Below are 12,114 nucleotides of genomic sequence, written 5' to 3' on the forward strand. Positions count from 1 at the left end.
TGCAGTTGATTAAAAACGACCAACAATGCGGAAAGGATTTATTATCAGTGCGGTCATCGGGATAATCGGCGCATTCCTCCTCGGATTTTTCGCCAGCCCCTGGTGGTACGTACTGCTGGCTCTGATTATCACGCTCTTTATCATGGGGATCAACGACATGCGGCAAACCAGTCACTCCATCATGCGCACCTACCCTGTATTTGGCAGGATGCGTTACTGGATGGAAGCCCTCCGCCCCAAAATGTACCAGTATTTCGTGGAATCCGACATAGACGGGCGGCCTATCAACCGCATAGACCGCTCCACCATCTACCAGCGCGCCAAACGCGAAATGGACACCATGCCTTTCGGCACCCAGCTGGATGTGTACGAAGAAGGTTACGAATGGATGAGCCATTCCATTTCCCCCAAAGACTTTCACAACCTGGACCATAAACCCCGCGTAACGATCGGCAATAAAGACTGTACACAGCCTTATTCCGCCAGTATCTTCAACGTATCCGCCATGAGCTTCGGCTCGCTGAGCAGCAATGCAATAGAGGCCCTGAACGCGGGCGCAAAGATCGGCAACTTCGCTCACAACACCGGCGAAGGCGGCCTCAGTCCTTATCACCTGAAACACAACGGGGACATTATCTGGCAGATAGGCACCGGTTATTTTGGCTGCCGCGACGATGACGGGAAGTTCTCCGATGAACTGTTCGCCCAAAATGTTGCCGCCCCTCAGATCAGGATGGTGGAACTCAAACTTTCACAAGGCGCAAAACCCGGCCACGGCGGCATCCTTCCCGCTAAAAAGAACACACCGGAAATTGCTGCCATCCGCCACGTGAAGCCCGGCACCACGATCTATTCCCCGCCCTATCACAGCGCGTTCACGAACCCGAAAGAACTCGTGCAGTTCATTCACAGGATGCGCCGGCTGTCCGGCGGCAAACCCGTAGGGTTCAAACTGTGTATCGGCCGCAAAAGCGAATTTATCGGCATCTGCAAAGCCATGCTGGAGCTGGACATCTACCCGGACTTCATCACCGTGGACGGTGGCGAAGGCGGCACCGGCGCCGCTCCCCAGGAATTCTCCAATCACGTGGGCGCTCCCCTGCTGGACGGGCTTGCCTTTGTACACAATATGCTCGTAGGTTTTAATATCCGCCAGCATATCAAGATCATTGCCTCCGGCAAGATATTGTCCGGCTTCCACCTGCTGCGCGCCATCGCGCTGGGGGCGGACGCCTGCAGTAGCGCAAGGGCGATGATGATGGCCATCGGATGTATCCAGGCGCTGCAATGCAACTCAAACAAATGCCCGACCGGCGTAGCCACACAGGACCCGGCCCTTTCCATCGGACTGGTGGTGAGCGATAAAAAACAACGCGTGGCGAATTATCACGAAGACACGGTGAAATCATTCGTGGAGCTTATGGGCGCCGCCGGCATTGATGATTATAAAAAGCTGACCCGCTCGCATATCTACCGCCGCGTATTTATGAACGAAGTGCGTACTTTCGAAGATATTTTCCCTTCGCTGGAGCCCAGCTGCATGATCACGAACAAGATCCCGGAGAAATACAAACAGGATTACGAAATGGCCCACCCGGACCGCTGGTATTAAATAAAACGTTTTCAAAAATCGGCTGTTCCTCCCGGGAGCAGCCGCTTTTTTCTTTACATTTAAGACATGAAACCCGCCGATCTCGTCCAGCTCCGTTTGCACAACCAGCAGATCACCGAGCCTGCCTGCAAAAGCCCCGAAGAAGTGGTACAGGCGATGATCGCCGTTCAGGCGCAGGATTATGCGCCTTCCAAATTCTCCCTCCGCCTGCGCCTGCCCGGGCTTACCGAAGCGGCGGCAGACAAGGCTTTCAACGAAGGAAAAATATTACGCACGCACCTCATGCGCCCCACCTGGCACTTCGCCGGCCCCGCCGATATCCGGTGGTTGCTGGCGCTTACCGCGCCAAGGGTACACCAGGCCAATGCTTATTATTACCGGCAGCTGGGGCTGGATAAAACCGTGTTTTCAATATCCTGTAAAGTGATTGAAAAAACACTGGCGGGCAATCATCTCACCCGTGCGGAGCTGAACGAGGCATTTAAAAAAGCAAAGGTGGACGCGAAAGAACTGAGGCTTGCCTACCTGCTGATGTACGCCGAACTGGAAGGCATCATTTGCAGCGGGCCGAGGATCGGTAAACAGTTCACTTACGCTTTGCTGGAAGAAAGAGTACCCCCCGTCAGAAAGATGAGTACGGAAGAAGCCCTGGCGCAATTCCTCCACCGCTTTTTTATTACAAGAGGCCCCGCCACCATACAGGATTTCGTGTATTGGTCGGGGTTAACCATAAAAGAAGCCAGAGCCGGACTGGACGGCCTGCCCTCTTCCATTGAAAAAGAAGGGGATTATTATTTTGTGCCGGCTACACCCAAAGCCGCCACGCTCCGGCAGACCACCTTCATCATGCCTGATTATGAAGAATACGGCATGAGTTATAAAGACAAAAGTTTCCTTAACAATCACCCCGGCCCCCGCAAATACCTCCACAATTTCGTGGTGGATGGCAGGATAAGGGGTACCTGGCTGAAAGATGAAAAAGGTAAAATACAGACCGATTTCCCCATCCCCCTGGATAAAAAAGAAGAAAAAGCCGTAAAGGCAGCCATTGACGATTACCTGGATTTCTTTGAAAAGTAAGGGTCTCACCGATTAAACTCTTCCGCGACTTTCCGGTGGTCCTGATAAAATATTAACCGGTTCAACGGCGGATCAGGTCCGCCTCATCTCCACCTCAACTCCGCTTTGCCTATACCTCTCCTATATCTACCCTGGCTGTTCTCCGGCTAATGCACTGTTATTTCAAGGCTATCCGCGGGCAAAAGGCAAAATACTATCATACCGGTACTTTCCACCGGCTGGGGGCCAACTGTAAAGAGATGGGGAAATGATTTCTTTTTCCCTGGATATCAATCATTTAACCCGCTGCAAAATTACCACAGCCCACTGCGGTAAGAATATCAAATTAAATTAATATATTTATATTAATAACGTTTGATTACGCATATGAAAATGAACGAGCGATTCAACTGGGCAGTGGAAATGCTGCATGTGCATCCCGACGATCGTATTCTGGAGATTGGTTGCGGGCATGGCATTGCAGTTTCACTCATAGCGCCGCAGTTAAAAAAAGGCTTCATCACAGCCATAGACAGTTCCCCGGCTATGATAGACAAGGCCATACGGAAAAACGCAGGATTAAAAGCCTCCTTCGTCAATGGATCATTGATTGAAGCGCCGCTCAAAGACCGGCAGTTCGACAAGATCTTCGCCTTTAACGTGAACGTGTTCCACAAAGACGCCGAAAAAGAACTGGAACTGATCCGGGATTACCTGGCTCCGCTGGGCGCATTGTACATTTTCCACCAGCCGCCACCCACCGATAATATCGATGTCGTAAAGTCCTTTGCGGACAAGATCTCCGGCGAACTGGCAAAAGGAGGATACCTCATCCGCGACGTGCTGTACAAGCGAATTTCACCAAGTCCCTGCGTTTGTATTATCTCCCAGCCCTCAGTGATTGCGGGCAGCTCCCGGGCCACGGCCTGAACTATTCCTCCGCCCAGCGGGAATTTGCCTACCTTTGTACCCTTTAGTACAAGCAGTCTCGCATGAAATTTGAACAATACCGCATTTCGGAAGAATTAAAAAGAAGCCTCGAAGAACTGGGTTTTAAAAGGCCCACTGACATACAATACAAGGCCATTCCCTCCATTCTGAAAGGGGACGATGTACTGGCCATTGCACAAACCGGCACCGGCAAAACCGCCGCTTTTGCCATTCCCATCATACAGCTTTTACAACAACGGAGCCGCTCCCGCACCAAAGGTGAGGTAAAATGCCTCGTAATGGTGCCTACCCGCGAGCTGGCCGTCCAGATATCCGATGTGTTCAAACACCTCGCTAAATACACCAAAGTGGACATCATGGGCCTTTACGGCGGCGTGGAACAGGAAGCGCAGATCAAAAAGCTGGACAAAGGCGTGGATATCCTGATCGCCACCCCCGGCCGTATGTTCGACCTCGTCAGCCAGGGCCACCTGGACCTCGGCCATGTACAAACCCTCATCCTCGACGAAGCGGACCATATGCTGGACCTTGGCTTCATCCGCGACATAAGGGACGTGATCAAACACCTCCCCCGCAACCACCAGACGCTTTTTTTCTCCGCCACCATCGACGAAGAGATCAAAGACCTGGCGTATTCCATCGTACGCAATCCCATCCGCATCCAGATATCACCGGACGATCCTGTGTCCAAAAACGTGAACCACTCCGTGGCTTTTGTGAGTATGGACGACAAACGTTTTTTCCTTGAAAGGCTGGTCCGTGAATTCCCCGAGAATAAGGTCCTCGTATTTGTCCGCACAAAAGTAAGAGCGGAAAGAGTAGCCCTGGCTATGGAGCGCGTGAGTATCAAAAGCCTGGTGATGCACGGCGGCAAGGAGCAGGCAGACAGGCTGAGCGTGATGAATGAATTCAGGAAAGGAGACGTGCGGATACTGGTCACTACCGATGTGAATGCCCGCGGCATTGATATCCCCAATGTGGATTATGTCGTGAATTATGATATGCCGGAAGAGCCGGAAAACTATGTACACCGCGTGGGCCGTACCGGCCGCGGCGTACAGAAAGGGCAGGCCGTATCTTTCTGCGCCCCCGAAGAAAAACCGCTGCTGGATGCCATCCAGCAATACACCGGCAGGGAGATACAGGTGATGACCATCAACAAGTCCGATTACCAGGAAACCATCCGTTTCTCCGAAGAAGTACCCAACGATAACTGGCAGCTTCTGATAGACGAACACGAAAAAGCCATGAAAGGCGCAAAAAGGAAAAAGAAAAAGAAGTAAATGATTATTTTTATCGGAAGCTACTCCGATAATTATGATCAAAAAACTCTGGTGCTGCCTGCTGGCAGCCACAACCCTTTCCACGTATGCGCAGGCACAGGAAAAAGGCAAATGGGAACCCCTGTTCAACGGTAAAGACATCAGCAACTGGTTCGTAAAGATCCACCATCACCCTACCGGTGACAACTACGGCAATACCTTCCGGGTGAAAGACAGCATGATACAGGTCCGCTATGACCAGTACGGCGACTTCAACGACCAGTTTGGCCATCTCTATTTTAAACAGCCTTACTCCTACTATCATCTCCAGCTGGAATACCGCTTTGTAGGGGAATGGTACAAAAGCGCCCCCTCCTACACCATCCTGAACAGCGGGGTGATGTTTCACTCCCAGGACCCGCGCACCATGCCCATGGAGCAGGATTGGCCTATTTCCATCGAAATGCAGTTCCTGGCGGGGTTAGGTGATGGAAAACCCCGGCCTACCGGCAATATGTGCTCTCCCGGCACACATATTGTGTACCAAGGCAAACTGGACACCCGGCATTGTATCAATTCCACCTCCAAAACCTATGAAGGGGAACAATGGGTAAAAGCCGAACTGATCGTGCTGGGCGATTCCCTGATCACGCACATCATCAACGGCGATACCGTTTTACAATATTCCAAACCCCAGATAGGCGGCCCCGTGGTGAACCGCTACGATCCCGCCCAAAAGACAGACGGCAAACTGCTTTCCTCCGGCTTTATAGCCCTCCAGAGCGAAGGCCAGCCCATCGACTTCAGGAATATCCGGATCATGAACCTGGAAGGGATCGTGAACAGGAAAAAATAAAGCACAACATCTGTTGTAAGCGGGTGCAGGTACGGATCAAGCCGTCTCCGCACCCGCTTTGTTATATTTATGCAACCCCGTTCCCATTTTTATTTTTTAACCGTATTTTACTGCTGACATACGGCTGTCATAACCCTGTAAGAGATTTGTATCATCAAACACACATGATATGAAACAGATCTTTTTCACCCTGACTATTGCTGTTATCACGTTATTTGCGAACGCGCAACCCAAAAAACCTAACAATATGTTTACTGTAAAGCCCTTTAAGATCGAAGTGCAACAATCCGTACTGGATGATCTGCAACACCGCCTCAGCCAGACACGCTGGCCGGAATCCCCTGAGAATGTAGGATGGAAATACGGTACCGACCCGGTGTATCTCCAAAGCCTCGTTGCCTACTGGCAAAAAGGTTACGACTGGCGCAAACAGGAAGCCGCCCTCAACAAGTTCCCGCAGTACACCGTGGAAATAGACGGGCTCACCATTCACTTCCTCCACATCAAAGGCAAAGGGAAAAACCCCAAGCCCCTGCTGCTTTCGCACGGCTGGCCGGATTGTTTTTACCGCTTCATCAAAGTCATTCCCTTGCTGACCGAAGGAGAGCAGAGTTACGATGTGGTGATCCCTTCCATTCCCGGCTTCGGGTTCTCCAGCCACGAGGCCCTCACAGACCACGGCTCCGCGAAGATCTTTGCCACGCTGATGAAAGACGTGCTGGGCTACAAAACCTTTGTGGCAGCGGGCGGCGATGTTGGTTCCCTCATCACCAAATCGATCGCCAATCTTTATCCTGAAAACGTCACCGCTATCCATCTCTCGGACGTTGGTTACCCCAATGGCTCGGAAGACTGGAGCACCATGAGCAAACCCGAACAGGAATTTGGCCAGTTTATCCAGCAGTGGTGGTATACGGAAGGCGCATACGCCATGCTGCACGCTACCAAGCCGCAAACACAAGCCATTGGCCTGAACGACTCTCCCGCCGGCCTTGCCTCCTGGATCATCGAGAAGTTTAATACCTGGCGCACACCGGATGGCACTATCGAGGATCATTTTACCAAAGACGAGCTGCTCACCAATATCATGATCTACTGGGTGAGCCAGACGATCAATTCTTCCATGCGCTCCTATGCCGTAGGTGCCCACCAGCAGCTGGCTTCCGCGAATAAGGTAAATACGCCCACCGGCGTGGCGGTATTCCCCGGCGATGCGCCGATGCCGCGTGAGTGGGCCGAAAGAAATGTAAATGTGAAACGGTTTACCGTCATGCCGAAAGGCGGGCACTTTGCTGCGTTGGAAACGCCACAGGAATGGGTAAATGAACTGAATGCATTTTTCTGGAGCGATGCCGCGAAATAAAACAAAGGATTGTTTTATATAAACGAAGAAAGGCTGCTTATAGCGGCCTTTCTTTGTATGGAGCGATAATTTCTTCTATTGAGACGGATACTCCTGCTTCTTCCACACCATCGGGGAAAAGTGCATTGATAGAACGATAAAAGGCATTGATCTTCTCATATTTCCCGGTATTATCTTTATGTACCAGCAAACCGCCGTAAAGACCAATCCTCCTGAATAATTTATCCGGCTGATACAGTTTGATATCACTGCTGATCTCATGATACCATCTTGAAAAAAGGATACTCCTGTGCCGGGCACGCCCCTCCTCCGTGGAACATAGGAAGACAAGTGCCTCATCTTTGTTCTTGTCAAAGAAGTCAAGAATAACTGACAGGATGGTATGTTTAATCCTTTCATCATACTCAAATATTCCCAATTGATTCCCTTCCCGGCTAAAGCCGATGGAATCTACCACCAGGTCCTCATCTTCACTGCCAATCAGATAATATTTGCCGAAGTAGATCTAGTAGCGGTCACCAGATCGGGTTACAAACTCAAACGCCTTTCCTCGTCTGCCTGAGGAAGACTTTTCCGTCAATAAGTAGGGGTTCAACAAACTTCAATCCTTTAATGAATGATACAGGAATCCCTTCGGTAATGCCATCATGCCACCGCATGATATCCACCAGGATTTCTGTGAATGAATCCACTCTTTTGGGCGTTGACATTTCAGAGCACAAAAGAGTTGTTTTTGTTTCCTTTTCCATAAAAATGAAGTTACCAAAAACAATCATTCAACTTCATTTTTGATTCCCCTACAATCAAAAAAATCCCCAAACACGCGCCCCTGCTTCAAACAATTTTATCCCGCTACTTCCACCTGCCGCGCCGCGAAAAACTTCGCCACATCTTCCCAGGTATCATAACGGTTGTAGTCTTCATAATTCGAATTGTGCGGGGCGGAAAACAACATACGCTCCCCTTCAAAATAACGCAGGTTCTTATCGTAATCATCAATCATATAATCCGCTTTTACGATCGTTTTTAAACCACAGAAAACGATGTTTTTCCAGCTGATAAAAGGAAAATGTTCCTTCAGCCAATCGATCTTTTCTGTAAGGGATTGCGGGAACTCCACCGCGGCGGACACAATGAACACTTCATAGTCTTCCATCAGCGCGCGGATCACTTCCTGGCTGCCCTGCATCACCGGCGCCGTCCTGAAAAAACCAGGCGTATGTAAAAAATGATGCACAATGCCTTCCTGCGGAAAACCGGTCGTTTCAGGCAGGCCTTTCAGTTGCTCCTTCGTCACCCGCTCGCCGGTACGCTCAAAGTACCAGTCGCAGTAATGCTGGTTCAGATCGGCCATTACCCCGTCCATATCGATTGCTATTCTCTTTTTTGCCATATTCTGCTATTTGATGCAAAGTTATGCAACATTTATCGATATTCCGACATTAAATCTGCGTTATTTTGCCTAAATTTGCTGAAAACTGCAATATTATGCTGAAGGAAGAGCGCCTGGATTATATCCTCAAGAAGTTGAAAACGGACCAGAAAGTACTGCAAACAGAGCTGAGCACGGACCTCCAGGTATCTGAAGACACCGTACGCCGGGACCTCGAATCCCTCGCGCAAAGCGGCCTTCTTATCAAAGTGCGTGGCGGCGCCATCCCCCATTCCCCCAACCCTTATTCCTTCAAAGAACGCATCAACCTGCATCCCGACGATAAAGTGAATATGGCCCGCAAAGCCCTCTCTTTGCTGCAGGACGGCCAGACCATCATTCTCGATGGCGGCACCTCTACCCTTTCCCTCGTAAAACTGTTTCCCCCCACGTTAAAACTCACCGTCATTACGAATAGTGTACCCATCGTAATGCACCTCATAGAACATCCTGGCGTGGAAGTGATCTTTACCGGCGGGCGGATCATCAAAGATTCGCAGGTATCCGGCGGCCTGGAGACCATCCAGATGTTCCGGAAAATAAGAGCGGATATCGGTTTCCTGGGAGTATGCAGCCTGCATCCCATATTGGGGGTAACGGGCATGGACCTGGAAGAATCAGCTATAAAAACAACGATCGTGGAATCGTCCGCCAGGATAGTAGCGCTGGCTACCGGCGATAAAATGGGGACCGCGGAGCCTTACAGGGTGTGCGGTATCACGGATATAGACATTATCGTTACGGACGATCCGGCGCAGGAATCGCTGGAGCCTTACCGTGAACTGGGTTTGCAGGTACTATAGCTTCTTTTCGACTACGGGCGCCTGCTTTTCAGGGATGTTCCCTTTGGACTCTACCTCCACCTGCTCTACCCATACGGCATAATCGTTCGGGTGAATACGTTCGCCCTTTTTCTGCACATACTGCCGCGTGAACTCCGCGCCGAAATATAAAATGGTGGCGGAATAATACACCCAGGTCAACAATATCACGATGGAGCCGGCCGCGCCATAGGTAGTGCCAATGGCACTGTTGCCAAGATAAAAGCCGATAGCGGACTTCCCGAGCATAAACAGCACAGCCGTGGTGATGGCTCCTACCCACACATGTTTCCATTTCACCCTCGCATCCGGCAGCACTTTAAAAATGACCGCAAACAATCCCGCAATGGTACCGAATGTGATAACGAGGTTCACCACATATACCACTACTACCGTCACATCGGGGAACATTTCCCTCAATCGGGACAGCAGCACTTCTATAATGCCATGTATCACCAGGCTCACCACCAGTACAAACCCGAGGCTGATCACCATGGAAAAGGACAACAACCGCGTCAGTAATATTTTGATCAGCCCCTTCCCTTTACGGGGCTTGGCTTTTAACCGCCAGATAAGGTTGATGGAATCCTGTATCTCGGTGAATACACCCGTGGCGCCTATGATAAGAGTAATAAAACCGATGATGGTGGACCAGCCCAGGTCCGGGGACAAAGCGGAGTTGCGGACTATTTCCTGCACCTGTGTGGCGGCCGACGGGCCCAGCAAGCCATTCAGCTGGCCGTACAGGTTACCTTCCAGCGCATCCTTTTTCAGGAAAATGTCGCTGAAAAAAAGCACAATGATGAGCATGGGCGCAATGGAGAATACGGTCGAATAAGCCAGTGACGCGCTTAGTTTCAGCACCTTGTCATCCATAAAATCAGACCCGGCGCATTTGAACAGCTCCCACCAGTTCTTGAGGAAAAATGGCTTTTTCATACAGGGGGTAACACAAAAACGGGGCCATCGCATGTACCGCCTTCCCATAAACATCGGGGCCGCCTCATTTTATTGAGACGGCCCCTTTGGTTCACTGTAGTTTCAATCGGGATGTTTCTTATAAAGGAAAGTTTAATTTCCCTGCCCGAATGCCGGGCTGTTTTTGTCAAACCACAAACGTTGTGTGCTTAATGCGGGCACTCCCCTGTCTCCCGGGGTAAAACCCTGCTCCTGCTGGGAGCTTTGCCAGTTGGCATTGTTCGTGCCCAGCGGCGGCTCATCCAGCGGATACCTGCGGGGAATGGGCTCATTCCAAGCATTACGCGGATAATAAGCGGAATTGTTCTTCGGGTAACCGGTCCTGCGCACAAAAGTAAATGCCTCGTTCGCCAGGCGGTAGAAGTTCAGGTACTGCTGGATATAGATACGCTCCAGGTTGTTCACCCCGTTGAATTTCACATTGGGATGCGCCAGGTACGCCCCTATTTCAGTATCGCCCGTGCCGGTGTAGCCGGTGGTAGATTCAGCGGCCAGCGCTATTTTATTCATCGTACGGATGGAGCTGGTGATGCCCCTGTTATACCATTCTTCCGCGGAGCCTTTGGTATCAAACCCGGCGCCGTAACCTTTCTGGATAAACTCCGCAATATAAAACGCGGTTTCAGCCTCCGTCACCATATAATCGAGCATACGGCCGGATGTATTGGTGCCGTAGCGCGGCGCGAAGAACTTTTTGTTGATGAAGCCGATCAGCCTCCATTTGCTCCAGGTACTTACATCAAAGGTGCTTTTGTACCAGGTGGCCGTGGCCGGGTCTGTAGTCCAGTCTGCCGGGCCTCCCTGGAACCTTACCAGCGGATCGTTGATATTGATGAACGCGGGAAGGGTCTTGTTGTATTTGGTCAGCGTGTCCCTGAAAGCGCCCACCAGGTCGTTCGGCGTGAAATAAATGGGCAGCCGGGGATCGTTCGTGGACTTGAGGAAGTTGATGATGGACGATGTACCAAAGCGCGGGCTGCGGTAATCGATATCGTTCCCTATCGGGTTCCACTGCGGCCGGTCATATACAAACTGGGAAATGTCATTGTCTATAGGCCCGGTAAGGTCTTCCATCACTTCCCTGAATACACGTTTGGCCGCGTTCACATCGGCGTTTTCATACCGTACCGCTATGCGGAGCTTGAGGGTATTGGCCAGTTTGATCCAGCTCGTCCAGTCATTGCGGTAATAAAAATCCGCGCTGCCGAAGTTCAGCTGGCCGGTGGGTGATTCTGACAGCGAATCAATGGCATCGGTCAGTTCCGCCAGCCAGGTGTCGAACAGTACTTTCTGGTCATCGTACACGGGCCTGAAGTTCTGGTCCGTCCTGCCTTTAACGGCTTCGGTGTAGGGCATGGAGCCGTTCATATCCGTCGTCTTAAGCGCCTGCAGAACGCCCGCGATATAGGTGACGGCGCGCACGTTGCGGTAACGCGGCCGCTCGGGGCGCATATCCACCTGGTTGCGGATCTCTACCAGGTTGGGCAGCACGTTGTTGTACAATACCCGGTACCTTGAGTTGATGTTTGTGCTCAGCTCATAAGGGTCCGTGGTGAGGTGCTGGCTGAAACGCAGCAGCTGTTCCAGGTTTTCCCATATCCACTCGGTGCCCTGGTAGGTTTCCAGGTTGTCCATAGAGTAGGCGAACAGCGAATTGATATCCGGCACGGTCACCACGCTGGGATCGGTATTCAGCTCCCCGAAATCCTTTTTACAGGATATAGCGGCAATAACCGTTGTGCAGATGAAGAGTGTATATATCGTTAACTTTTTCATGTTG

At 51.0% G+C, this 12,114-nt stretch carries 12 protein-coding genes; 7 read left to right on the top strand and 5 right to left on the bottom strand.

The window, feature by feature from the left end:
• Window positions 1-25 precede the first annotated feature (25 nt).
• The 6 genes from EG028_RS25140 to EG028_RS25165 all read left to right on the top strand — a co-directional run bounded on the left by EG028_RS25140 (window position 26) and on the right by EG028_RS25165 (window position 7,103).
• Window positions 26-1,612 (top strand): FMN-binding glutamate synthase family protein, encoded by a 1,587-nt coding sequence (locus EG028_RS25140; RefSeq protein WP_120519119.1) that lies wholly within the window; start codon window positions 26-28, stop codon window positions 1,610-1,612.
• 66 nt (window positions 1,613-1,678) lie between these two features.
• Window positions 1,679-2,692 (top strand): winged helix DNA-binding domain-containing protein, encoded by a 1,014-nt coding sequence (locus EG028_RS25145; RefSeq protein ID WP_120519120.1) that lies wholly within the window; start codon window positions 1,679-1,681, stop codon window positions 2,690-2,692.
• Between the two features lie 366 nt (window positions 2,693-3,058).
• Window positions 3,059-3,601 carry a class I SAM-dependent methyltransferase gene (locus tag EG028_RS25150; RefSeq protein WP_120519121.1) on the top strand — a complete coding sequence of 181 codons (543 nt, stop codon included), beginning with the start codon at window positions 3,059-3,061 and terminating at the stop codon, window positions 3,599-3,601.
• 62 nt (window positions 3,602-3,663) lie between these two features.
• A complete protein-coding gene (locus tag EG028_RS25155; protein WP_120519122.1) occupies window positions 3,664-4,905 on the top strand; it encodes a DEAD/DEAH box helicase in 1,242 nt (413 codons plus the stop codon).
• A 34-nt stretch (window positions 4,906-4,939) separates the two neighbouring features.
• The gene (locus EG028_RS25160) at window positions 4,940-5,740 is read left to right on the top strand and encodes a 3-keto-disaccharide hydrolase (protein ID WP_120519123.1); all 801 of its coding nucleotides are present in this window, start codon (window positions 4,940-4,942) and stop codon (window positions 5,738-5,740) included.
• 169 nt (window positions 5,741-5,909) lie between these two features.
• Window positions 5,910-7,103 carry an epoxide hydrolase family protein gene (locus EG028_RS25165; protein ID WP_241559220.1) on the top strand — a complete coding sequence of 398 codons (1,194 nt, stop codon included), beginning with the start codon at window positions 5,910-5,912 and terminating at the stop codon, window positions 7,101-7,103.
• A gap of 37 nt (window positions 7,104-7,140) precedes the next feature.
• Here EG028_RS25165 and EG028_RS25170 read toward each other — a convergent pair whose 3' ends face one another.
• The 3 genes from EG028_RS25170 to EG028_RS25180 all read right to left on the bottom strand — a co-directional run bounded on the left by EG028_RS25170 (window position 7,141) and on the right by EG028_RS25180 (window position 8,496).
• Complete coding sequence (locus tag EG028_RS25170) at window positions 7,141-7,560, bottom strand: DUF6169 family protein (protein WP_120519124.1); 420 nt, start codon at window positions 7,558-7,560, stop codon at window positions 7,141-7,143.
• Window positions 7,561-7,639: 79 nt separating this feature from the next.
• Window positions 7,640-7,852, bottom strand: coding sequence for a hypothetical protein (locus EG028_RS25175; RefSeq protein WP_123864795.1), 213 nt, complete (start codon window positions 7,850-7,852; stop codon window positions 7,640-7,642).
• A 95-nt stretch (window positions 7,853-7,947) separates the two neighbouring features.
• A complete protein-coding gene (locus EG028_RS25180) occupies window positions 7,948-8,496 on the bottom strand; it encodes a 5' nucleotidase, NT5C type (protein ID WP_120519126.1) in 549 nt (182 codons plus the stop codon).
• A gap of 95 nt (window positions 8,497-8,591) precedes the next feature.
• Between EG028_RS25180 and EG028_RS25185 the strand changes: the two genes are divergently transcribed.
• Window positions 8,592-9,338: a DeoR/GlpR family DNA-binding transcription regulator gene (locus EG028_RS25185; protein ID WP_120519127.1), complete on the top strand. Its 747-nt coding sequence runs from the start codon at window positions 8,592-8,594 to the stop codon at window positions 9,336-9,338.
• Here the strand turns inward: EG028_RS25185 and EG028_RS25190 are convergent.
• Both EG028_RS25190 and EG028_RS25195 read right to left on the bottom strand, forming a co-directional pair.
• Window positions 9,333-10,295 carry a YihY/virulence factor BrkB family protein gene (locus EG028_RS25190; protein WP_120519128.1) on the bottom strand — a complete coding sequence of 321 codons (963 nt, stop codon included), beginning with the start codon at window positions 10,293-10,295 and terminating at the stop codon, window positions 9,333-9,335. The two genes, EG028_RS25185 and EG028_RS25190, sit on opposite strands and share 6 nt — an antisense overlap.
• Window positions 10,296-10,427: 132 nt before the next feature.
• Complete coding sequence (locus EG028_RS25195; RefSeq protein WP_120519129.1) at window positions 10,428-12,110, bottom strand: SusD/RagB family nutrient-binding outer membrane lipoprotein; 1,683 nt, start codon at window positions 12,108-12,110, stop codon at window positions 10,428-10,430.
• Window positions 12,111-12,114: the final 4 nt, after the last annotated feature.

The organism is Chitinophaga barathri, assembly GCF_003807585.1.
Taxonomy (GTDB): domain Bacteria; phylum Bacteroidota; class Bacteroidia; order Chitinophagales; family Chitinophagaceae; genus Chitinophaga; species Chitinophaga barathri.

Bases quoted from the DNA above. Each gene is read 5' to 3' on its own strand.
- EG028_RS25140 (WP_120519119.1), top strand. From the start codon at position 26: ATGCGGAAAGGATTTATTATCAGTGCGGTCATCGGGATAATCGGCGCA.
- EG028_RS25145 (WP_120519120.1), top strand. From the start codon at position 1,679: ATGAAACCCGCCGATCTCGTCCAGCTCCGTTTGCACAACCAGCAGATC.
- EG028_RS25150 (WP_120519121.1), top strand. From the start codon at position 3,059: ATGAAAATGAACGAGCGATTCAACTGGGCAGTGGAAATGCTGCATGTG.
- EG028_RS25155 (WP_120519122.1), top strand. From the start codon at position 3,664: ATGAAATTTGAACAATACCGCATTTCGGAAGAATTAAAAAGAAGCCTC.
- EG028_RS25160 (WP_120519123.1), top strand. From the start codon at position 4,940: ATGATCAAAAAACTCTGGTGCTGCCTGCTGGCAGCCACAACCCTTTCC.
- EG028_RS25165 (WP_241559220.1), top strand. From the start codon at position 5,910: ATGAAACAGATCTTTTTCACCCTGACTATTGCTGTTATCACGTTATTT.
- EG028_RS25175 (WP_123864795.1), bottom strand. From the start codon at position 7,852: ATGGAAAAGGAAACAAAAACAACTCTTTTGTGCTCTGAAATGTCAACG.
- EG028_RS25180 (WP_120519126.1), bottom strand. From the start codon at position 8,496: ATGGCAAAAAAGAGAATAGCAATCGATATGGACGGGGTAATGGCCGAT.
- EG028_RS25185 (WP_120519127.1), top strand. From the start codon at position 8,592: ATGCTGAAGGAAGAGCGCCTGGATTATATCCTCAAGAAGTTGAAAACG.
- EG028_RS25190 (WP_120519128.1), bottom strand. From the start codon at position 10,295: ATGAAAAAGCCATTTTTCCTCAAGAACTGGTGGGAGCTGTTCAAATGC.
- EG028_RS25195 (WP_120519129.1), bottom strand. From the start codon at position 12,110: ATGAAAAAGTTAACGATATATACACTCTTCATCTGCACAACGGTTATT.